Source organism: Agrobacterium sp. P15N1-A (assembly GCF_044626815.1).
Taxonomy (GTDB): Bacteria; Pseudomonadota; Alphaproteobacteria; order Rhizobiales; family Rhizobiaceae; genus Agrobacterium; species Agrobacterium leguminum.
In genome coordinates, this window is record NZ_JBIUPF010000005.1 from 87,472 (window position 1) to 108,435 (window position 20,964).

The window sequence follows — 20,964 nt, forward strand, 5'->3', positions numbered from 1 at the left end:
CCCTTACCCCTTCACACCCGACGAAATCATGATCGCCTCCGTCACGCGTCGCTGGAAGATGACATAGGCGACGATGACCGGCAGGGCCGCCAGCATGGCGACGGCCATCAGCCGCGCATAGGCGACACCGAAAGCGTCGTTGACCTGGGTGATGCCGACCGGGATCGTCATCATGTTTTCGGAGGTGACCACGAGGAAGGGCCAGAAGAAGGCGTTCCATACCGTAATGAAGGTCACGATTGCCATGGCGGTCGTGATGCCCCAGTTGAGCGGCAGATAGACCCGGAACAGGATCGTATATTCGCCACCGCCATCCAGCACCACCGCTTCGCGCATCTCCTTCGGCACGCTGTCGAAAAACTGCTTGTAGACGATGATGACGATGGGCGTGATCAACTGCGGCAGGATGATGCCCGCCCAGGTGTTGATGAGGTTGAGGTTCTTCATCAGGATGAACTGGGTGACGACCAGCGTTTGCGCCGGCACCATGAAGCTTGCCAGCACGATGCCATAAAGCAGCCGCCTGCCGGGAAAGCGTATCTGCGACAGCGCATAGGCGCAGAGCATGGAAATGAACAGCACCGAGATGGTGACGATGACGGCTGTGCCGATGGAGTTCACATACCAGGTCATCAGCTGGGTATTGAATATCGCATTGAAATAAGCGCCGAGGCGAAACTCGTCCGGCAAAAGCGACATGTTGCCGGCAACGTTCTCATCGGCGCGAAGCGAGGTGACGAAGCTCCAGTAGAGCGGAAAAATCCAGACGAGGGCCGCCGAAAAAGTCAGCAGCGTCAGAACCAGGTTCTCGAGTTTTCTCATCGGGCTCATGAATTCCTCCGGATGCGCAGCAGCTGGAACTGGAAAACGGAAACGATGACGATCAGCAGGAAAAGCACCGTCGCTACGGCAGATGCATAACCGCCATTGTTCATCTGGAAGGCCTCGCGATAGACCTTGAGGAGCAGCACGAAGCTGGAATTGAACGGCCCGCCGCCGCTTAAGAGATAGATCTGATCGAATATCTTCAGTTGCAGGATCAGTTGCAGCGTCAGCACCAGCGCAGTGACCGGCCACAGAAGCGGCCAGGTGACGCGGCGGAAGCGCTGCCAGGTTGTCGCGCCATCCAGAGCCGCCGCCTCATAAAGCTCGGCTGGTATGTTCCGCAATCCGGCAATGAAGAGCAGCACATTGAAGCCGTTCGTCCACCAGATGGTGACGACGGCAACCATCGGCATGACCCAGTAGGGGTTCTTGAAAACGGCGACGGGTTTGCCCGCCAGCAGCGATATGACCGGCTGGAGAATGCCGAACTGCAGATCGAGCATCCACGCCCAGATTTCGGTGACGACCGAAACCGGCAGTACATAGGGCAGGAAAAACAGGCTCATGGCAATCGTCTGCTTCACGCCCGAGAGGCGGCTGACGGCCAGCGCGATCATCAGGGCGATGACCGTTGTCGGTATGACGGTCAAAAGCACAAAATAGCCGTTGTTCTTGAGCGAGGTGACGAACAGGCGGTCGCCCAGCAGTTTCGCGTAATTCTCCAGGCCGACCCAGTTTCCCTCACCGATCAGCGGCGCATCGGTGAAGCTGATGCGCACCATCTCTATCAGCGGATAAAGAAAGAAGGTGGTGAAGACCAGAACGAACGGCGTCACCATCGACAGCGCGATCAGCGATTTCTTGCGCCGGTTTTCAATCATAGCCATGGAATGTCTCCGGGAGCTTGCGCATTGCACTCTGCCCTCCGGCCTAAAACCGGAGGGCAGGCTGCCGATTACCTGAGCTTGCCCTGCAACTCATCCTTGATCTGCTCCACAGCGTCGGTGCTGCTCATGAAACCCTGAATGGCAGGGGCGATGACGTTGAGAGCGGCATCATAGGCGGGCGAAGCGACCCCGGTTATGGTGGTCTTCGGATCGAACACCGCCGCTTCCGCCAGCGAGGCATAGGTGGCATTCGGCTGCATCGCCTTGTATTCGCTGCTTTCGGTGATGGACTTGTAAGCCGGAATATGCCCGGCATCGGCCCAGCTGATGGCGTGTTTTTCCATCCAGCCGATCACCTTCATCACGGCGGCGCGTTTTTCGCCGGAGACCGTCTTGTCGCCTTCATTCGGAATGGCGAAGGCATGGGAATCCGCCCAGGTGGCGCGCTTGCCCATGAGTGGCGGCACTTCCACCGCACTCCATTTGAAGCCGAGCTTGCCGTTCTTTTCCAGATCCTTGTAGGTCGGAACTTCCCAGACGCCGTTCAGCTGGAACGCGGATTTGCCGGCGGAAAACAGCGCCACCGAGGCTTCATATTCCGCCTGTTCCGGGGCCCAGCCGTTTTCCCGCCATCTGGACATGGTCTCGATGGCCTTTGCCGCCTTTTCGGCATTGTCGCCGGCGAGAACCTCCTTTTCGGTGACGAGTTCGCCGCCCTGTTGCGACAGCAGCGTATAAAAGACGCGCCACACCCCGCCTTCGCCACCCGATTGATAGGTGATCGGCGTCTGCACCCCATTGTCCTTCGCCCAGGCCAGCGCCTTCTCGAAATCCTCGATCGTCTTGATGCCGGTCAGCTTGCCCTCGGCATCGAGATAGGGCGAGCCTTTGAGAAGATCGGCGTTGTAATAAAGGACAAGCGCATGGATATCGAACGGCACGGCGTAGAGTTTGCCGTTCTGGGTGGCCGCTTCCACGGGTGCGCTGAAGAAGTCTCCGGTCTTCAGCCCCGCATCCTCGAGATCCTTTTCGGTGATTTCGCTCAGCACTTTTTCTTCAAGGCCGAGCGGCGCGCGTGACAGGTGATAGGTCATGACATCCGGCCCCTCACCCACGGCGGAAGCCGTGCGCACCTTGGTATAAAAGGGCACGCCCCATTCGAGCGTCGTTCCCTTGATCTGGATGTCCGGGTGCTCCTTGTTGAAGGCATCGATCAACGCCTTCATGCGCACGCCGTCACCGCCCGACAGAAAGTCCCACCAGATGATATCCTGCTTCGCGAGAGCCGGCAGGGCGCTGAGACCCAGAGCCGCACCAACAAGCAATGTCTTGATCAGTCGCATCGTTCACTCCTCCCGTTTGATCGAACATCCCGTCGAGGGATGGTTTGCTGTTTCGAAAGACGCCTCCTCGCGCCTATCGCAACCGTCTGCCGTCATCGTCGAAGACAAGGACATGGTCGGGCGAGGCGGTAAGCGATACCGACCGGCCATCCAGCCTTTCCCGCGTGCCCTGCCGCTGCACGATGATTTCTTTCCCGGCTCCGGTGCGGGTATAGAGGTAGGAAAGATCGCCTAGCTCCTCCGCGACCTCGACGACGACCGGCAGCGCGCCCTCTTCCGTAATCGTCAGATGCTCCGGCCGAATTCCGATTTCGACCCGCTGGCCGGGGGAAACGGACTGGGCAAGCCCGGCCCTGAGATGCCCCGCCCCGCCCTCGGGCGCGAGCGTCACGATGCCATCCCTCTGGGAGACGATATCTGCCCGCAGGAAGTTCATCGCGGGCGATCCGATAAACCCGGCCACGAAGCGGTTGTCCGGATCGTCGTAAAGGGTGAGCGGCGCACCCGCCTGCTGCACGATGCCACCCTTCAGCACGAAAATCCTGTCCGCAAGCGTCATGGCCTCCACCTGGTCATGCGTGACATAGATCATCGTCGCGCCCAGCTTGCGGTGAAGCCGGGTCAGTTCCAGCCGCATCTGCACACGCAGTTCGGCATCCAGATTGGACAGCGGCTCATCGAACAGGAATACCTTCGGCTGCCGCACAATGGCGCGGCCGATGGCCACGCGCTGCCTCTGGCCGCCGGAAAGCTGCGAGGGCCGTTTGTGAAGATGCTCCTCAAGCTGGAGGATGCGCGCGGCCTCGCCCACCCTCTCCGTCACCTCCGCCTTCGGCCGGCGGGCAAGACGCAGGCTGAACGCCATGTTCTCGAACACCGTCAGATGCGGATAGAGCGCATAGTTCTGGAACACCATCGCAACGCCGCGATCCGCCGGTTCGACCGCGGTGACATCACGCTCATCGATGGCGATGCGCCCGCCGCTGGTTTCCTCAAGGCCGGCGATCATGCGCAACAGGGTGGATTTTCCGCAGCCGGAAGGCCCCACGAAGACCGCGAAGCTACCGGCTGGAATTTCCATCGAAACATCCCGGATCGCCGCGAAGGATCCGAAGGACTTGGCGACATTGTTGAGACGGACACCCATGGCCGCCTCACTGAACCTTCAGCCGCAGCACATGATAGGACAGCGCAGGCACCGAACCCTTCAATGCCCCGTCCTCCACGGCGACGCCGCTGCCCGGCACGGGCACGACGCGGTCCGGCTGATCCGGGCCGTTGCCGAGGCGCAGATCATATCCCGCCATGGCAAGATGCAGGCTGAGAGTGGCGGATGAATAGCCGGTGAGGCTGACATCGATCTCCGCCGCCTCTGTCAGATGGCGATTGAGCACGAATAGTGTCACGACGCCTTCCGCTTCGTCATAAACACCGGCAACATCGAGATATTTGACGTCATCGGCCGCGTTGCAATCGTAAGTCGGGCAATCGACGGCGACGTTCAGCGCGACGCCACGGCCATAAAGCGAGGCGAACTGATAGGGATAATAGATCGTCTGCCGCCAGGCCGGCCCGTTCTTTTCCGCCCGGATGGGGGCGATGACATTGACGAGCTGGGCGATGCAGGCAATGCGCACGCGGTCCGAACGGCGAATGAATTCATTGAGCAGGCCGGCGACAAAAAGCGCGTCCTCGAAATTATAGGTCTCTTCCAGAAGTGCCGGCGCTTCCGGCCAGTCCCAACTCTTGATGCGTTTGCCGTCTTCTTCGCGGATGTGATACCAGACGTTCCATTCGTCGAAGCAGATGGAGACCTCGTTTTTGGCGCGCTTCTTGGCCTTCACGTAATCGATGACGCCGGCGATGGTCTGGATATAGCGCCCGGTTTCCTCGATCTTGCCGAAATAATTCAGCGTATCGCGGCTGTTATTACCGAAATATTTGTGCAGCGAGATGTGGTCGACATTCTCATAGCATTCCTCCAGCACCTCGCGCTCCCATTCGGGATAGGTCGGCATGCCGTCATTGGAACTGCCGCAGACGATCGCTTCAATCGTCGGATCGAAACCCTTGAAGGCCTTGGCGGTTTCATTGGCCAGACGGCCATATTCCACCGCCGTCTTGTGACCGATCTGCCAGGGACCGTCCATCTCGTTGCCGAGGCACCACATTTTCACGCCGTGGGGCTTTTCCGCGCCGTGGCTGCGGCGCAGATCGCTGAGCGTGGTGCCGCCCGGAAAATTCACATATTCGAGGAAATTACGGGCATCATCCAGACCACGGGAACCGAGATTGACGGCGAGCATCATCTCGATGCCGGCCATCTGCGCCCAATCGGCGAATTCGTTGATGCCGATCTGGTTGGTTTCCCTGGAGCGCCATGCGAGATCGAGACGAATGGGGCGCTGGTCGCGCGGCCCGATGCCGTCTTCCCAGCGATAGGCCGAAACGAAGTTGCCGCCGGGATAACGGATGGCCGGAATTTTCAGGTCCTGCACGAATTTCAGAACGTCCCTGCGGAAGCCGTTTTCGTCCGCCTGCGGATGGCCGGGCTCATAGATGCCGCCATAGATGGCACGCCCCATATGTTCGATGAAGGCGGAATAAAGACGATCGTCGATACGCCCAATCCGGAAGTCCCGGTGGACTGAAACCCGCGCTTTCATAAGGCTCTCCTCCCCTGCGCATTTATATTTCAAAATATGATATAAACCATATTTGATAATATAGTTGCCGAGGGAATCCGCGCCTGTCAACCGCGAAAATCATACTTTTGAAAATTGGCTGGGTCAGCCCGCGGTGCGCAGGCGCAGAACGATGTCCTGATCGTAATTTCCGAAGCCGCGGCCAAATATATTCAGCCCGCCCGGATGTTTTGCATCGGCCTTGACCTCGATGCGCAAGCGGATGGAACGGTGGCTGGTCAGATCGATATCCGCCAGCGTCACATCCGAAATCCGGGTTCCGTCGACATAGGTTCCCTGCGCGGTGATGCGCCAGGTCTTGAGCATGCCATATTGGGAACCGGAGAGCTTCCACCAGTCCGGCGTAAACGCGCCGCGCTTGTCGCCGAAGTCGCCGGGCGAGGTCCAGACCCCGATTTCCCTGCCGTTAACGGATAGCGTAATATCGGACGGCCAGTTGCTGTGCGTTCCCGGCACTTCGGAGCTGACCTCCATCGAAAACTCGATTTCCTCGACTTCCCGCCCTTGAATCTTGGCATTATTGGGAAATTGATATTCCACGAAGCCGGAGGTCAACCACAACAGCGCCGCCTTCATGCGGTCCGGATCCATGAATGTATCGGGCACATCGAGCAGGCCGATGATGCCCTCCGGCGAGCAGATGCCGCAGGGCGCGGTTACCGAACTTTGGGTGTAAAGACCGAGCGGCATGGCGACCGCGATGTAATTCGATGCAGCCGGCGCCTCGGGTTTCCGGAAGGAAACAATGAGTTCGTCGCAGGTGGCGAAACAGATTTTCTGGTTGCCCTTGCGCGCCTTGCGCGTTTCGGTTCGCAGCAGCCCCGCTTCCTCGAGAACGGCCACGCCGGCGGAAACGGTGGACTGGGGGAGTTCCAGTCTCTGCGCAATTTCGTTGACGTTGAGGCCGCTCGCCTCATGCAGCAGCTTCAATATCTGCACGCGGATCAGCGACGCCGCCGCTTTCAGGACATCGAATTCTTTTTCAGCATCAACGAGGAGGAAATTGGGCGCCATTTTCTAATCTTCAGATTTATCGATCCAGATCAGAATTTCTGGCTTAAATGCCATGCACTTGTCCAGTGCTGTTTGTCACGCAGGCGCTTTTGAAAGGCGTGAAGCGCCATCCACCCCAGTCACTTCACAAAAAAGAGCACCGCCACACGGTCTCGATACCGTGCGGCGGTGCCCGTTTCGTCGTCAGCCGCGCTTGCGCAGGGTCCGCGTGCCGGTGTCGACGAGGTTTTGCGCCGCTTCATCCACGCTGGCGCGGCCGAAGGCGAGCGAATCGGCAATGGGGCGCATCACGCCACGGTCGAACTCGTTGGCGCCGATCGGCGCGGGTTCCGGATAGGTATCGAGCTTGCCCGACAGGCTTTCGATATAATCCACCGTCTTGCGCTCGGTCTCGTTGAGACTTGGCAACAGGGCCTCGCGCACGACCTTGGCCGGCGGCACGCCACGCTCGACGCCGAGCACCTTGCCGGCTTCCAGATCGTTGACGAAGAAGTTGATGAATTTCGCCGCCGCTTCCGCATTGGTCGAGGTGGACGAAATGGACCAGATGAGGCCCGGCCGGTAATAATGCCCGGTCGGCTTGCCCGGCCCCTCGCCCGGCAACATGCCGATGGACAGCGTTTGTTTATTGAGCTTCTGATAACCGACAAGCTGGTTGGAATAAGCAAAGCCGATAGCCGAATTGCCGAGCGTCAGGGCGTTGGATTCGATGGTGTTGTCGTCACGCGTCTGGATATCGGCGGAAACGCAGAGCTTGTTCTCGCGCAGATCCTCCCAATAGGCGAACCATTCCTTCGCATCTTCCTTGTTGAAGCCAATGGTGCCGTCCTGAAACAGCAGCTTGCCGCGCTGGCGCAGCCAGACATCGAAAACATAATGATAACGCGCGCCATAGGGCACCGCCCAATAGTTCCGTTTTGCCGGGCCGTTCTTCTTGAAATCGCGCGCCAGTTCCGAGAGCGCCTTCCAGGTGATCTGGTCCTGCGGCACGGAAACGCCGGCTTCCTTCAGCGTATCGGCATCGTACATCATGCAGAAGGAATTCAGCCCGAGGCCGACGCCGTAAAGCTTGCCATCGATGCGGCAGAGATCGACCTCGCTTTTGCCGAAGGTGGAAAGATCGAGCGACTTGCCGACGAACTGGTCCAGTTCCATGCAGGCGCCACGGCCGGAATAATCGGCAATGGTGGAAGGTTCGAGCTGGAAGATATCGGCGACGTTGCGCCCCGCCATCGATGTCGCAAGCTTGGTCCAATAGTCGGAACCGGCGATCATTTCGCCGCTGATTTCCGTCTGCGGGTTAGCCTTCTGGTAAAGGGCGATCACGTCGTTGGTGCGCTTGCTGCGGTCGGCCGATCCCCACCATACGCAGCGAAGCCGGGTCTCAGCCGCGGCCGCGCGAAAACCGCCCCCCACTGCACCAAGACCGACCACGCCGAGACCGGCCAGCGCCGCCGTCACCAAAAATCCACGTCTGTCGATAGTTTGCATCTGCTCCTCCCGCGTTTTGCAAATTTTTCACTGACTACTTAAATTCTTGCAAATTTTCTTTGTTTGCAATATTTGCATCATATTAGATTTTTTTGCAAGCGCAGGAGACGATATGAACGATACGCCCGACATCAGCCGCCCGCGCCAGTCGGATATCGCCCAGCGCGCCGGCGTTTCCATCAGCACCGTCTCGCGCGTTCTTGCGGGAGAGAAAGGTATCAGCGCGTCGATCCAGACCAAGGTTCTGGGGGTGGCGGCGGAGCTTGGCTATCCTTTGCGACCGGTCGCGAACCAGACCGGCGGCGTGCCGCTGGAGGGCAAGAAAATCCTCGCACTCATGTCGGCCGAAAGGGCGACCGGCGATATCGGCGCTTTTTATCACGATATTTTCGACATGCTGCGCAGCCTTGCCCAGACCGATGGTTTCGAACTCGACATCCGGCTTTTGCACCAGAAACAGGTGGATGACGCGCTGACCCAGCGGGTCTGCGAGGTGGACGGCCTTCTCGCCATCGGCCTCGACCCCGAGGACGAAATCATCCACCGCATCACGCAGGGGGTGCTGCAACCGGTTCTGGTCAATAGCGCCGATCCCTCGATGATGCTGGATTGCGTCTCGCCTTCCAATTTTTACGGCGGCGCGCTGGCGGCGCGGCGGCTGCTGGAACTCGGTCACCGCAAGGTCGCCTATATCGGCCCGCATCATCGCCACACCATAAGGGAGCGTATGCGCGGCTTCCGCCACACGATCCTTGAGGAAGAGGGAACGACCTATGAGGAGTTTCTGCTTTCGACGGCGGATAGCGGCTTCGGACAGGCGGGCGACGCGGTTCGCCAGCTATTGGCCAAAAACCCTGAACTCACCGGCATTTTCTGCATGAATGACGCGATTGCGCTCGGGGCGCTGGGGGCCGCGCAGGAACTTGGCCTCGCCGTGCCGGACGATCTTTCCATTATCGGCTTCGACGACCTGCCCTTTGCCGAACTCTCCACCCCCCGTCTCAGCACCATCCGCGTCGACCGTCGAGAAATCGCCCGCGAGGCGGTGGAGCTGATGCGCCGCCGGCTGACGGAACCTTCCGCCAATGCCCGTCAGGTGCAGCTCGGCGTGCAGCTGGTGGAAGGACAGACGGCCGGCAAGGCGAAAAAGACAGGAAAGGCGGCACGCGATGCATGACACCATGAATAAGCCCACCATGGCCAGATTCAATCCGCTGCACGGCAATCCGCTTAAAAGCCGCGCCGATGTCCGGCGGGCGCTGGATGACAGTTTTGCGCCGCTTCTCCCCTATTTTTCCCCGGGCGGCGCAAGAGTGACGCTGAGCGGCACCGCCGCGCATTTCGACCGGGCGGCGGCCGATCTGGAGGGTTTTGCCCGGCCGCTCTGGGGCATCGCACCGCTTGCGCTGAGCGGCGATCATTTCGACCACTGGCCGCTTCTGGCAAGGGGAATTGCCAACGGCACCGACCCTTCCCATCCCGAATATTGGGGCGACGTACGCCAAAAGGATCAGCGGCTGGTGGAACTGGCCGCCCTCGGTTTTGCGCTGCGGCTTGCGCCTCAGCACCTGTGGGAACCGCTATCCGACGCACAGAAAGACAATGTGCGCCGCTATCTGCTGACGGCGCGCGAGCGCAATTACGCCGATAATAACTGGAAGTTTTTCCGGGTGATGGTCGATATGGCGCTGGATCATCTCGGCATCGATTTCGACCGCAGCCTGACCGAAACATTCCAGAAGGAACTGGACGAATTCTATATCGCCGACGGCTGGTATCGCGATGGCAATTACCGCCGCATCGACCATTACATCGCCTTCGCCATGCATTTTTACGGCCTGATCTACGCGAAACTCAGCAAGCCTGACGATGCCTACGCCGCACGCTACCGGAAGCGGGCGCGGCTCTTCGCCGGCGATTTCGCCAGCTGGTTCGATGAGGATGGCGGCACGCTCGCCTTCGGCCGCTCCATGACCTACCGCTTTGCCTGCGGCGGCTTCTGGGCGGGTCTTGCCTTTGCCGATGAGGAGGCGCTGCCCTGGGGCGAGATCAAGGGGCTTTATCTGCAACATCTGCGCTGGTGGGCGAAAAAGCCGATTGCCGACCGCGACGGCGTGCTTTCCATCGGCTATGCCTATCCGCAGCTCACCATGTCGGAAAGCTATAATTCGGCAGGCTCGCCCTATTGGGCCTTCAAGGCCTTCCTGCCGCTCGCCCTTCCGGAAAGCCACCCCTTCTGGCAGGCGGAGGAAAAGCAGCCTGAAACATCGGCAAAACCAAAGGCGCTCATTCACCCCGGCATGGTGATGATGCGGACCAGTGGCAATGTCACGGCGCTTTCCAGCGGGCAGGAAAACCTCTCCATGCGCGGCGGACCTGAGAAATATGCCAAATTCGCCTATTCCTCCCGTTACGGTTTCGGCGTCGAAGTGGACGAACGCGGTTTCAGGACCAACGGTTTCGACAATATGCTGGCCTTCTCCGAAGACGGCCTGCACTACCGCGTGCGCGAGACCAACGAGAAGGTCCTGCTGGCCGGGGAAAGCCTGCGGGCGACATGGAAGCCGTTCCCGGATGTGGCGGTTGAAACGACGCTGGTTGCGGCTGGCGGCTGGCATATCAGAGTGCACCGGATCGCCTCCGCCCGCGCCATTTCGGTGACTGAAGGCGGCTTCGCGATCAACCGCAACGATGGCGACCGCGATGTTGTGCGCGAAGAGACCGGCCGGGCGACCGCCGATTGCGGTACGGACATATCCGCCATTGTCGATCTCGGTTCGAGCGTTACCCGCCACGGCGTGGCGCTGAAGGCGCTGCCCAACACCAATCTCATCAACGCCAAGACCACGGTGCCGCAACTGCGGGGCGAGATTCCGGCGGGCGAAACCCTGCTTGCCTGCGCGGTCTTTGCCGGGGTGACCGGGCCAGAAAGCGAAACAGCGCTGTCGACGGTCCCCGCACTTCCGGATATGGAGACGCTCGACCGCCTCTTTGCGGAACGGGGCGTTCCGGTCAGCAGCATGGCGGCAAGGGGAGAACCGCAATGACGAGCCCGCTTCCGCGTCTCAGCCTTGCCATGGACCCGGAGCGAACCCAGCATGTGTTGACACCGCAGGCGCTCGAAAGGCTGTCGCAGAGCGTCGATATTCTTGATACGGGGCGGATCTGCGATTTCCACGATCCCGCAGTGAAAGAGCATCTGGCGCGGACGGATATTCTTCTGACCGGCTGGGGCTGTCCGGATATCGGCGCGCGGGAGCTGGCGCTGATGCCGCGCCTCAGGCTGATTTCCCATGCCGCCGGCACGGTCAAATATTTCCTGTCGCAAGCGGTGTTCGATCGTGGCGTTACCGTGTGCAGCGCCGCCGAGGCGAATGCGCAGCCGGTCGCCGAATTTTCGCTGGCGATGATCCTGCTGGCCGGCAAGCGCACCTTCGGCTTCCGACGCCTTTATCTGGAGCATCGCGACCGCGCCCCTGTCGAGCGATTGCAGGCGCAGGCCATCGGCAATCTCGGCCTGACGGTCGGCATCGTCGGCGCATCGCGCATCGGACGTCGCGTCATCAATCTGTTGCAGCCCTTCGATCTCAACCTCATTCTTTTCGATCCGCTTCTAAGCCCTGCGGAGGCGGAAAAGCTCGGTGTACGTCTCGTCTCGCTCGAGGAGCTGATGGCGGTGAGCGATGTCATTTCGCTACATGCACCCTCCCTGCCGCAGACGCGGCATATGATCGGCGCGGCAGCGCTTGCCCGCATGAAGGATGGCGCGACCCTGATCAATACGGCGCGCGGCGCGCTGGTGGATGAAGACGCGCTTCTGGCCGAGCTGAAAACCGGACGCATCGAGGCCGTCATCGACGTGACCGACCCGGAAGTGCCGCCGCCGGATTCGCCCTTTTACAGCCTGCCGAACGTGTTCCTGACGCCGCATATCGCCGGCGCCACCGGCCTTGAACGCGCAAGGCTCGGCGACATGGCGATTGCCGAGATCGAACGCTTCTGCCGCGCGGCACCCCTGCAACAGCAAGTGCGGCCGGAACATCTGGAACTGATCGCATGAGATTTTTCGAGCCAGGCCTCTGCTCCGTCACCTTCCGCTCCCTGTCGCCACGGGCCGTCATCGAGCTTGCCGCCGCAAACGGCATCAGGTCCATCGAATGGGGTGCGGATATCCATGTACCGCCCGGCGATCTCGAAAATGCAAGGGGTGTGGCGGCGCGGACGGCGGAAGCCGGCCTCTCCGTCTCCTCTTACGGCTCCTATATCTTTGCACCGGATTTTGCGCCGGAAGATGTGACCGCCGTGCTGGAAATGGCAAAGGCCCTCGGCGCCGGCCATATCCGCATCTGGCCCGGCAGCCGCAAACGCCCATCTGCCGATTACTCCCCTGACGAACGCCGCGCGGCAACGAAAGCGCTGGCGACAATCGCCCACATGGCGCACGACTACCGCATGACAATCGGCCTCGAATATCACCCCAACTCACTGACGGACACCCTGCCCTCGGCACTGCAACTCTTGCAGGATTTGCCGATGCCCAACCTCTTTTTCTACTGGCAACCCGCCCCCGGTCTGCCGCTGGAGGACGCACTCACGGAAATATCCGCACTCGGCCCACGCATCTGCCATCTGCATGTCTTCGCGTGGCTCACCGACGCCAGCCGCCTGCCGCTTCACGAACGCGCGGAGTATTGGCGGGCGTGCGTTGAGGCTTTGCCGGAGAGCGAATGGACGAAACCGGCCTATGCGATGCTGGAATTCGTCAGGGGTGATGACATCGGACAGTTTGCGGAAGATGCGGTGACGCTAAGCGAGATACTCGCCGGCCACAGAGTGGCCGACTAGTGCACGATTGCAACCTCGCACGCGACGTCATCCTCGGCCCTGTGCCGGTGATCTAATAATGTTTAATAAAATCAATATGTTGTAAATCCTCTGGACAAGCCCGAGGATGACAAACGCAAGCTTTGCGGACTTCGTTAGCCCCCTATGGTGAGACAGCTCACCCACTCGTTTTCATATCCGCCGCCCATCCGCCCCGAAGAGATGCGTCTTCGAAAGATCGAAAGCAAAGGGAATGGTCTCGCCGATGCGGATCTGGCGCTGGCCGTCCAGCAGCACGGTGGCCGGTTGGCCGTCCGGGGTGTTGGTGTAAACCACCGTCGAACCGCCGAGATGCTCCACAAGTTGGATCGAAGCTTCGCCGAGCGAAGATTGCGCCTGCGGGTTCACATGTTCCGGGCGCACGCCGAAGGTGAGCGGTTCGCCCTGCTGCGCGGCGACCGGTTTTTCCAGCACGATGCGCTGGCCGGCGACTTCGATGGTGCGATTGGAACTATCGCCTGAAGCCACCTTGGCGGAGAGGAAATTCATCTTCGGCGAGCCAATGAAACCGGCGACGAACTGGTTGGCCGGGTTGTTGTAGAGATCGAGCGGGCGGCCGACCTGCATGATGCGGCCGTCGCGCAGCACGACGATCTTGTCGGCCATGGTCATGGCTTCCACTTGGTCATGCGTCACATAGATCATGGTGCTGCCGAGCGTCTGGTGCAGCTTGGCGATTTCGACGCGCATCTGCACGCGCAGTTCCGCATCGAGGTTGGACAAAGGCTCATCGAACAGGAAGATTTTCGGCTCGCGCACGATGGCGCGGCCGATGGCGACGCGCTGGCGCTGGCCGCCCGAAAGCGCCTTCGGCTTGCGCTGCAAAAGCGGGCCGATCTGCAGGATATCGGCGGCCTTCTGCACCCGCGCCTGGACTTCCGGTTTCTTGTAGCCTGCCGTCTCCAGACCGAAAGCGAGGTTCTTGTAGACACTCATATGCGGATAAAGCGCATAGGACTGGAAGACCATGGCGATGCCGCGCTTGGAGGCGGCGGTTTCATTGACCCTTTCGCCATCGATACGAAGATCGCCTTCGGAGATTTCCTCCAGCCCGGCAATCATGCGCAGAAGCGTGGATTTGCCACAGCCCGAGGGGCCGACAAAAACGGTGAATTCACCCGGTTCGATTTTCAGATCGATGCCGTGAACGACCGGAAAAGCGCCGAACCGCTTGACGATTTTTTCCAGAGTAATGCTGCTTGCCATGCTGTTTCTCCCGACTGTCGCGCCGCGCCAAGGGCGGCCGCGACAGTGTTGATGGTCTTATAAAATGCGTTCTCGGTCCGTTTTCCTCGGTTCAGCGTTTCATTCCCGTCGTGGCGATGCCTTCGATCAGCAGCCGCTGGAAAAACAGGAAGAACAGGAAGACCGGCACCAGTGACAGGTTGGACATGGCGAAAAGCGACGTCCAGTCCGAGCTGCCGGTGGAATCCACGAAGGATCTGAGGCCGAGCTGCACGGTGTAGGTGTTGATGTCGTTCAGATAGATCAGCGGACCGAAGAAATCGTCCCAGGTCCAGATGAAGGAAAAGATGGCGGCCGTCGCCAGCACCGGCAGCGACAGGGGCAACATGATCTTCCAGTAGATGCGGAAGGGCGAACAGCCATCCATGACGGCCGCCTCGTCCAGTTCACGCGGGATACCGCGGAAGAACTGCACCATCAGGAAGATGAAAAAGGCATCCGTCGCGAGGTACTTCGGCACGATCAGCGGCAGCGATGTGTTCACCCAGCCCATTTCCAGAAACAGGATATATTGCGGGATGAGCACGACGTGATAGGGCAGCATCAGGGTGCCGAGCATCAGCGCGAACCAGAAATTGCGCCCACCGAAGCGCAGCCGGGCGAAAGCGAAGGCGGCGAGCGAGCAGCCGACCACATTGCCGATGGTGGCGAGAACCGAGATGAAGAAGGAGTTCCAGAAGAACTGCCCGAAACTCACCTGCAGCCCGGTCCAGCCGCGGATATAACCGCCGATATCGACCGACGAGGGAATGAGCGAGGAAGAACCGAACAGCTCATCCTGCGGCCGGAACGAACCTGAAATCATCCACAGGATCGGATAGAGCATCGCAAAGGAAGCAATGATCAGCGCGGTGTGGAGCATCACCGATTTCAGCGGCGTGCGTTGCGGGCCTTGTCCGGGCCGGGGAGCGGTAACAGCGTCAGTCATCGTAATGCACCCAGTATTTCGCGCTGAGGAACGAGAAGGCCGTGAACAGCGAGATGATGATCACCAAAATCCAGGCAAGCGCCGAGGCATAGCCCATGCGGAAGAAACCAAAGGCTTCCTGATAGAGGTAGAGCGTGTAGAACAGCGTCGAGTTGATCGGCCCGCCGGTGCCTTCCGAGATGATGAAGGCGGGCGTGAAGGCCTTGAAGGCATCGATCGTCTGGATCACGGCATTGAAGAAGATCACCGGGGTCAGGAGCGGCAGGGTAATGCGGAAGAACTGCCGCACCTTGCTTGCACCATCGATTTCGGCGGCTTCATACATATCCTGCGGGATTTGTCTCAGACCCGCGAGGAAAATGATCATCGGCGAACCGAACTGCCAGACGGACAGGATGACGAGCGTGTAGATCGAATAATCCGGATTGGAAATCCAGCTCGGTCCTTCATAACCGAAAGCCTGCCACAGGATCATGTTGACGAGGCCGTCAGAGGCGAAAAGCTGGCGCCAGAGCACGGCAATGGCCACGCTGGAACCGAGCAGCGACGGCAGATAGAAGATCGCCCGGTAGAGCGTCAAACCCTTGATGCCGCGATTGAAGGCGAGCGCCACCAGCAGGGCGAAGAGGAGCTTCAGCGGCACCGACAGCAGCACATAGGTAAACGTCACCTGCATGGCCGCTGCAAATTTCGGATCATCGGTGGCGATGCGCACATAGTTTGCCGCCCCCACCCAGTCCGGCGACTGCAACAGGTCATAATTGGTGAAAGACAGGTAAAGCGACGCGAGCGCCGGGCCCAGCGTGAGGCCGAAGAAGCCTATCAGCCAGGGCAGGAGAAACAGGTAGGCGTGAATATTGCGGTCGAATATCCGCTTCACGCTGCCCCGCTTCGGGAGAGCCGCGCCACGGCTCTCCCCCACAAGAGTTTCAGATCGAAATGCCATACGCAATCACTTCCGTTTGATAACGGTTTCAGATTCCTTGACGAGACGGTCACCGCCCTCTTCAGGCGAAATCTTGCCGAAGCCAACTTCCTCCGCCGTGCGTTTCAGGACAAAGGCGAACTCGCCTGCACCCGGGGGTGGCGCCGGCGGCAGATCGCCGACGCCGGGGGTAATCTCGGCGATATATTCCACCATGCTCTTGCTGACCTCATCGAGCTTGGGGGTAAGCGCGTTACGCATGGATTCCGAAGCGGGAACGCCGCGTTCAACGCCCAGAATATCGATGCCCTGCGGGTCGGCGACCAGGAAGTTGATGAACCCAACCGCCTGCTCGATGCCGGCGCTGCCATTGGCGACGCTGATGAGCATGGAAGGTTTCAGATAGTGGCCGGAAGGGCCATCCTTCGTGCTCTTCGGATAGGAGCTTATGGCAAGCTTGGCCTTGTTGAGCTTCTGATAACCGACGAACTGGTTGGAATGGGCGAATGCGGTTGCCGCCTTGCCCGTCGTCAGCGGGTTGGTTTCGATATTGAGCTGGTCGAGTGCCTGCACATCGGCCGGCACACAGGCGCCGCTCTTGCGCAGATCCGCCCACAGGGTGAACCACTTGGTCGCATCAGCAGGATCAAAGCCGATACCGCCATCCTGCGTGTAGAGCGATTTGCCGTTCTGGCGCAGCCAGTTCTCAAAGCTCGGCTCCACGCCGCTGGCATCGGCCGTGGCATAATAACCGGGCTTCGGCTTGTTCTTGCTGAGCTTGGCGGCGTTTTCGGCAAACTCTTCCCAGGTCTGGCCGATGGATGGCGGCGTCGCGCCGGATTTTTCCCAGGCCGCCTGATCGAAGAAAACGGCGCTGGAATTGACGCCGAGATTAATGCCGTAAAGCTTGCCATCGACCCGGCCGGAATCGATGTTCATCTTGCCGAAATCTTCGATCTTCAGGCCCTTGCCGATATATTCATCGAGCGGTGCAAGCGCGCCGCGACGGCCATATTCGAAGATGTAACGATAATCCATCTGGATCAGGTCAGGCGCGTTGCGGCCCGCCACCTGCGTGGCAAGGCGCGGCCAGTAATCACTCCAGCCGGCAAACTCACCGGCAATATCGAGATCCGGCTTGACCTGCTTGTAGGCCGATATCGCCTTGTTGGTGCGATCGGCGCGTTCCTGCGACCCCCACCACAACATGCGAAGGCGCGCGGCCTGCGCCTGCGCCGACCCTCCTCCCAATGTTGCAAGCGACAGGGCCGCAAGCCCTGCTGAAAGCACACCTCTCCTGTGAAGCATCATGGGCATTGGCAACTCCTCCCTATTGACTGCCAATTGATGATGAACGTAAACGACACTTGCCGTTTTATAACTAATTGGTTACATGGGAACACTGATCGCAAACATTGTCAAGCGGGTGCTGAAATGGAAGAAACGACAAAAAACCAGCCACTCGATCCGGCTTCGGAAAAAGCGCCTGCGCCCAAGCGCAAACGCGCCACCGCACAGGTGCGAAACCCTGAAAGAACCCGTGCCGCCATCCTGGAAGCCGCCCGCCGCGAGGTGGCCGCCAAGGGACTGGCGGGGGCTCGAATCGATGTCGTCGCCCGCCGCGCCGGCACCAACAAGCGGATGATCTACCATTATTTCGGCGACAAGGATGCGCTTTATCTCGCCGTTCTGGAAGATGCCTATCGCCATATTCGCCACACCGAAAGGCGGCTCGACCTCACCCGCAAGCCCCCTTCGGAGGGGTTGCGGGAGCTTGCGCTTTTCACCTGGCACTATTTCCTCGATCACCCCGAATTCCTGAGCATCCTCGCCACCGAAAACCTCAATAAAGCCCGCTATCTCAGGCAATCTCCGACGATTGCCGCCATGCATTCGAATTTCATTTCGGAGCTGGAAGAGGTGCTGCGGCGCGGCAGCGACGCCGGCGAATTCCGCGACGGCCTCGATCCGATAGACGTCTATCTGACCATCGCTTCACTCGGCGCCTTCTATCTTTCGAACCGGTTCACGCTGTCGACGATCTTCCAGCGCGACCTGACCGACCCTGCCGAACTGGAAAGATGGGGCCAGCACATCGTCGACACACTGCTTGCTGCAGTGCGGCCAGTCTGAGCCGGCGGAACCGAATTCTCGTTTAACAACAGCGACGACGCGCTTTCGCATCCGCGAAGCGCGTCGTTTTCTTTTGCGGCGCGGTGAAGAAGCCAGACGTCGGCCTTTCTCGAAATTTGAATTTTGTCCGCCAAAAACACCTTGACAGATCGCATCCTTCACGACCACAAATAACCAAATGGTTACAAATTGCCATGTTTGACGGAAGCGGCTTTCGGGAAAAGGCCGCCTTGGGAGGAAATTCATGAAACGTATCGGCGTCATCATGCACGGCATCACCGGCCGCATGGGTTACAACCAGCATCTCGTTCGCTCCGTTCTCGCCATTCGCGATCAGGGCGGCGTGCTTTTGAAGAACGGCGAAAGGGTCATGCTTGACCCCATTCTGGTCGGCCGTAACGGCGCAAAGATCGAGGAAATCGCGAAAAAGCATAATGTCGCCCGCTGGACGACCGATATCGATGCGGCGCTTGCAAACCCTGACGATACGCTGTTCTTCGATGCCGGCACGACGCAGATGCGCGGCAGCCTGCTGGAGAAAGCCATCAAGGCCGGCAAGAACGTTTATTGCGAAAAGCCGATTTCCGACACCATGGAAGAGGCGCTGGCGATTGCCCGGCTCGCCGAAAGCGCCGGCATCAAGCATGGCGTGGTGCAGGACAAGCTGTTCCTGCCCGGCCTGCGCAAGCTCGCCATGCTGCGCGACAGCGGATTTTTCGGCAAAATCCTCTCGGTGCGCGGCGAGTTCGGCTACTGGGTATTCGAGGGCGACTGGCAGCCGGCGCAGCGCCCGTCATGGAACTACCGCCTGAAGGATGGCGGCGGCATCATTCTCGATATGCTGTGCCACTGGCGGTATGTGCTCGACAATCTGTTCGGCCCGGTGAAATCGGTGAGCTGCCTCGGCGCCACCCATATTCCGGAACGTTTCGATGAGCAGGGCAAAGCCTATAAGGCGGATGCGGACGATGCGGCCTATGCCACTTTTGAGCTGGAAGGCGGCGCCATCGCCCACATCAATTCCTCATGGGCGGTGCGGGTGCGCCGCGACGATCTCGTCACCTTCCAGGTGGATGGCACCCATGGTTCGGCGGTGGCAGGCCTGACCAAATGCTTCACCCAGCACCGCACCAATACACCGAAACCGGTGTGGAACCCCGACCAGCCGCAGACCATCGATTTCTACAAGACCTGGCAGGAAGTGCCCGACAATGTCGTCTATGACAACGGCTTCAAGGCGCAATGGGAAATGTTCGTGCGCCATCTGGTGGACAATGACCCATGGCCCTACGGGCTGATGGAAGGCGTGAAGGGCGTGCAGCTTGCCGAACTGGGGCTGAGATCGTGGAAGGAACGCCGCTGGCTCGACGTTCCCGCTATTTCCTGAGGAGGCGATGTTGAGCGAACTCAAGCTACCGAAGGACGACCGTAGTATCGAGGTCTACAAATTGTCCGGCACGCCCGTCGCGGTTGAAAAACGAAGTGCCGCGGATTTCAACCGCGTCGCTTTCGCCGCCGCCCATGTGGTGGCCGATCCGTTTGCCGATAATGACCCGTGGTTGACCCCCGCCATCGACTGGGAAGCGACGCTGCGCTTCCGTCACCGCCTGTGGGACCTTGGCCTCGGTGTCGCCGAGGCCATGGATACGGCGCAGCGCGGCATGGGGCTCGCTTGGCCGCAGGCCCAGGAACTCATCTCCCGTTCGCTAAAGGAAGCAGCCAGCCGCAAGGATGCGCTGATTGCCTGCGGCGTGGGCACAGACCATCTCGATAGTGACGGTTATGATCTAAACCAGATTATCGACTCTTATCTGGAACAGCTTGATTTTGTTCAGGGAGAAGGCGGGCGCGTTATCCTTATGGCAAGCCGCGCGCTGGCCGCTGCTGCCCGCTCGCCGGATGATTATCTCAAGGCTTATGCCAGGGTGCTTTCCCGCGCCGAGCAGAAAGTGGTGATCCACTGGCTGGGTGAGATGTTCGATCCCGCTCTCGAGGGTTACTGGGGCTCCGGTGACCACATGCAGGCCATGGAAACCTGCCTTGCCATGATCGAGGAAAATGCCGACAAGATCGACGGCATCAAGATTTCGCTTCTTTCCAAGGAAAAGGAAATCGTCATGCGCCGTCGCCTGCCGGCAGGCGTGCGCATGTATACCGGCGACGACTTCAACTATGCTGAACTGATCGCCGGCGACGAACAGGGACACTCTGACGCTCTGCTCGGCATTTTCGACGCCATTGCGCCGGCCGCCTCCAAGGCTCTCGCCAGTCTGAAGCGCGGCGCGGACAATGAGTTCTTCGATATTCTGGAGCCGACGGTGGCGCTGTCGCGCCATATCTTCAAGGCCCCGACCCGCTTCTACAAGACTGGCGTGGTGTTCCTCGCCTATCTCAACGGATTGCAGGACCACTTCACCATGGTTGGCGGGCAGGAAAGCACCCGCTCCACGCAGCATTTCGCCGAGCTTTTCCGGCTGGCGGACAAGGCCAATGTGCTTGCCGAACCCGATCTCGCAACGCACCGCATGAAGGCGTTTCTTTCGGTCCGGGGCATTGGCTGAGGCAGCAGAACTAGGGGAGATAT

18 protein-coding genes are annotated in these 20,964 nt (G+C 59.8%); 7 read left to right on the forward strand and 11 right to left on the reverse strand.

Going from position 1 to position 20,964, the window contains the following annotated elements; translation table 11 throughout:
* Positions 1–3 precede the first annotated feature (3 nt).
* The 7 genes from ACIK7D_RS17820 to ACIK7D_RS17850 all read right to left on the reverse strand — a co-directional run bounded on the left by ACIK7D_RS17820 (position 4) and on the right by ACIK7D_RS17850 (position 8,265).
* The gene (locus tag ACIK7D_RS17820) at positions 4–831 is read right to left on the reverse strand and encodes a carbohydrate ABC transporter permease (RefSeq protein ID WP_400156977.1); all 828 of its coding nucleotides are present in this window, start codon (positions 829–831) and stop codon (positions 4–6) included.
* The gene (locus ACIK7D_RS17825; RefSeq protein WP_162936938.1) at positions 828–1,712 is read right to left on the reverse strand and encodes a carbohydrate ABC transporter permease; all 885 of its coding nucleotides are present in this window, start codon (positions 1,710–1,712) and stop codon (positions 828–830) included. The genes ACIK7D_RS17820 and ACIK7D_RS17825 overlap by 4 nt, the downstream gene beginning before the upstream one ends.
* A 68-nt stretch (positions 1,713–1,780) precedes the next feature.
* A complete protein-coding gene (locus tag ACIK7D_RS17830) occupies positions 1,781–3,055 on the reverse strand; it encodes an extracellular solute-binding protein (protein WP_400156978.1) in 1,275 nt (424 codons plus the stop codon).
* A 73-nt stretch (positions 3,056–3,128) separates the two neighbouring features.
* Entirely contained in the window at positions 3,129–4,202 is a 1,074-nt protein-coding gene (locus ACIK7D_RS17835; RefSeq protein WP_400156979.1) for an ABC transporter ATP-binding protein, read from the reverse strand.
* Between the two features lie 7 nt (positions 4,203–4,209).
* On the reverse strand, positions 4,210–5,721 hold the full coding sequence (locus ACIK7D_RS17840; protein ID WP_137454790.1) for an alpha-N-arabinofuranosidase: 1,512 nt from the start codon (positions 5,719–5,721) through the stop codon (positions 4,210–4,212).
* Positions 5,722–5,844: 123 nt separating this feature from the next.
* Positions 5,845–6,774, reverse strand: a complete 930-nt coding sequence (locus tag ACIK7D_RS17845; RefSeq protein ID WP_065656073.1) for a transcriptional regulator — start codon at positions 6,772–6,774, stop codon at positions 5,845–5,847.
* 183 nt (positions 6,775–6,957) lie between these two features.
* Entirely contained in the window at positions 6,958–8,265 is a 1,308-nt protein-coding gene (locus tag ACIK7D_RS17850; protein ID WP_080854734.1) for an ABC transporter substrate-binding protein, read from the reverse strand.
* A gap of 112 nt (positions 8,266–8,377) precedes the next feature.
* Between ACIK7D_RS17850 and ACIK7D_RS17855 the strand changes: the two genes are divergently transcribed.
* Genes ACIK7D_RS17855 through ACIK7D_RS17870 form a run of 4 tightly spaced genes read left to right on the forward strand, consistent with a single transcriptional unit; the run spans position 8,378 to position 13,110 of the window.
* Complete coding sequence (locus tag ACIK7D_RS17855; RefSeq protein WP_065656075.1) at positions 8,378–9,442, forward strand: LacI family DNA-binding transcriptional regulator; 1,065 nt, start codon at positions 8,378–8,380, stop codon at positions 9,440–9,442.
* Positions 9,435–11,312, forward strand: coding sequence for a DUF2264 domain-containing protein (locus tag ACIK7D_RS17860; protein ID WP_400156980.1), 1,878 nt, complete (start codon positions 9,435–9,437; stop codon positions 11,310–11,312). The genes ACIK7D_RS17855 and ACIK7D_RS17860 overlap by 8 nt, the downstream gene beginning before the upstream one ends.
* Complete coding sequence (locus tag ACIK7D_RS17865; protein WP_400156981.1) at positions 11,309–12,325, forward strand: hydroxyacid dehydrogenase; 1,017 nt, start codon at positions 11,309–11,311, stop codon at positions 12,323–12,325. The genes ACIK7D_RS17860 and ACIK7D_RS17865 overlap by 4 nt, the downstream gene beginning before the upstream one ends.
* Complete coding sequence (locus ACIK7D_RS17870; protein ID WP_400156982.1) at positions 12,322–13,110, forward strand: sugar phosphate isomerase/epimerase family protein; 789 nt, start codon at positions 12,322–12,324, stop codon at positions 13,108–13,110. The genes ACIK7D_RS17865 and ACIK7D_RS17870 overlap by 4 nt, the downstream gene beginning before the upstream one ends.
* A gap of 171 nt (positions 13,111–13,281) precedes the next feature.
* Here ACIK7D_RS17870 and ACIK7D_RS17875 read toward each other — a convergent pair whose 3' ends face one another.
* From ACIK7D_RS17875 to ACIK7D_RS17890, 4 genes are all read right to left on the reverse strand, one after another.
* Positions 13,282–14,355, reverse strand: coding sequence for an ABC transporter ATP-binding protein (locus tag ACIK7D_RS17875; RefSeq protein ID WP_080820833.1), 1,074 nt, complete (start codon positions 14,353–14,355; stop codon positions 13,282–13,284).
* A 91-nt stretch (positions 14,356–14,446) separates the two neighbouring features.
* Positions 14,447–15,322 carry a carbohydrate ABC transporter permease gene (locus tag ACIK7D_RS17880; protein WP_400156983.1) on the reverse strand — a complete coding sequence of 292 codons (876 nt, stop codon included), beginning with the start codon at positions 15,320–15,322 and terminating at the stop codon, positions 14,447–14,449.
* Positions 15,315–16,268, reverse strand: coding sequence for a carbohydrate ABC transporter permease (locus ACIK7D_RS17885; protein ID WP_400156984.1), 954 nt, complete (start codon positions 16,266–16,268; stop codon positions 15,315–15,317). Before ACIK7D_RS17885 ends, ACIK7D_RS17880 begins: the two co-directional genes overlap by 8 nt.
* Positions 16,269–16,274: 6 nt before the next feature.
* Entirely contained in the window at positions 16,275–17,564 is a 1,290-nt protein-coding gene (locus ACIK7D_RS17890) for an ABC transporter substrate-binding protein (protein WP_137454782.1), read from the reverse strand.
* A 117-nt stretch (positions 17,565–17,681) separates the two neighbouring features.
* Here ACIK7D_RS17890 and ACIK7D_RS17895 point away from each other — a divergent pair, with 117 nt between their 5' ends.
* The 3 genes from ACIK7D_RS17895 (at position 17,682) to ACIK7D_RS17905 (ending at position 20,941) form a co-directional block, all read left to right on the forward strand.
* Positions 17,682–18,380 (forward strand): TetR/AcrR family transcriptional regulator, encoded by a 699-nt coding sequence (locus ACIK7D_RS17895; protein ID WP_110760058.1) that lies wholly within the window; start codon positions 17,682–17,684, stop codon positions 18,378–18,380.
* 244 nt (positions 18,381–18,624) lie between these two features.
* Positions 18,625–19,767 (forward strand): Gfo/Idh/MocA family protein, encoded by a 1,143-nt coding sequence (locus ACIK7D_RS17900; RefSeq protein WP_065116516.1) that lies wholly within the window; start codon positions 18,625–18,627, stop codon positions 19,765–19,767.
* A gap of 10 nt (positions 19,768–19,777) precedes the next feature.
* Positions 19,778–20,941, forward strand: a complete 1,164-nt coding sequence (locus tag ACIK7D_RS17905; RefSeq protein ID WP_137454781.1) for a dihydrodipicolinate synthase family protein — start codon at positions 19,778–19,780, stop codon at positions 20,939–20,941.
* Positions 20,942–20,964: the final 23 nt, after the last annotated feature.

What these genes read in the sequence shown, in the direction of transcription:
- ACIK7D_RS17820 (WP_400156977.1), bottom strand. Translation starts at nt 831, where the DNA reads ATGAGCCCGATGAGAAAACTCGAGAACCTGGTTCTGACGCTGCTGACT.
- ACIK7D_RS17825 (WP_162936938.1), bottom strand. Translation starts at nt 1,712, where the DNA reads ATGGCTATGATTGAAAACCGGCGCAAGAAATCGCTGATCGCGCTGTCG.
- ACIK7D_RS17830 (WP_400156978.1), bottom strand. Translation starts at nt 3,055, where the DNA reads ATGCGACTGATCAAGACATTGCTTGTTGGTGCGGCTCTGGGTCTCAGC.
- ACIK7D_RS17835 (WP_400156979.1), bottom strand. Translation starts at nt 4,202, where the DNA reads ATGGGTGTCCGTCTCAACAATGTCGCCAAGTCCTTCGGATCCTTCGCG.
- ACIK7D_RS17840 (WP_137454790.1), bottom strand. Translation starts at nt 5,721, where the DNA reads ATGAAAGCGCGGGTTTCAGTCCACCGGGACTTCCGGATTGGGCGTATC.
- ACIK7D_RS17845 (WP_065656073.1), bottom strand. Translation starts at nt 6,774, where the DNA reads ATGGCGCCCAATTTCCTCCTCGTTGATGCTGAAAAAGAATTCGATGTC.
- ACIK7D_RS17850 (WP_080854734.1), bottom strand. Translation starts at nt 8,265, where the DNA reads ATGCAAACTATCGACAGACGTGGATTTTTGGTGACGGCGGCGCTGGCC.
- ACIK7D_RS17855 (WP_065656075.1), top strand. Translation starts at nt 8,378, where the DNA reads ATGAACGATACGCCCGACATCAGCCGCCCGCGCCAGTCGGATATCGCC.
- ACIK7D_RS17860 (WP_400156980.1), top strand. Translation starts at nt 9,435, where the DNA reads ATGCATGACACCATGAATAAGCCCACCATGGCCAGATTCAATCCGCTG.
- ACIK7D_RS17865 (WP_400156981.1), top strand. Translation starts at nt 11,309, where the DNA reads ATGACGAGCCCGCTTCCGCGTCTCAGCCTTGCCATGGACCCGGAGCGA.
- ACIK7D_RS17870 (WP_400156982.1), top strand. Translation starts at nt 12,322, where the DNA reads ATGAGATTTTTCGAGCCAGGCCTCTGCTCCGTCACCTTCCGCTCCCTG.
- ACIK7D_RS17875 (WP_080820833.1), bottom strand. Translation starts at nt 14,355, where the DNA reads ATGGCAAGCAGCATTACTCTGGAAAAAATCGTCAAGCGGTTCGGCGCT.
- ACIK7D_RS17880 (WP_400156983.1), bottom strand. Translation starts at nt 15,322, where the DNA reads ATGACTGACGCTGTTACCGCTCCCCGGCCCGGACAAGGCCCGCAACGC.
- ACIK7D_RS17885 (WP_400156984.1), bottom strand. Translation starts at nt 16,268, where the DNA reads ATGGCATTTCGATCTGAAACTCTTGTGGGGGAGAGCCGTGGCGCGGCT.
- ACIK7D_RS17890 (WP_137454782.1), bottom strand. Translation starts at nt 17,564, where the DNA reads ATGCCCATGATGCTTCACAGGAGAGGTGTGCTTTCAGCAGGGCTTGCG.
- ACIK7D_RS17895 (WP_110760058.1), top strand. Translation starts at nt 17,682, where the DNA reads ATGGAAGAAACGACAAAAAACCAGCCACTCGATCCGGCTTCGGAAAAA.
- ACIK7D_RS17900 (WP_065116516.1), top strand. Translation starts at nt 18,625, where the DNA reads ATGAAACGTATCGGCGTCATCATGCACGGCATCACCGGCCGCATGGGT.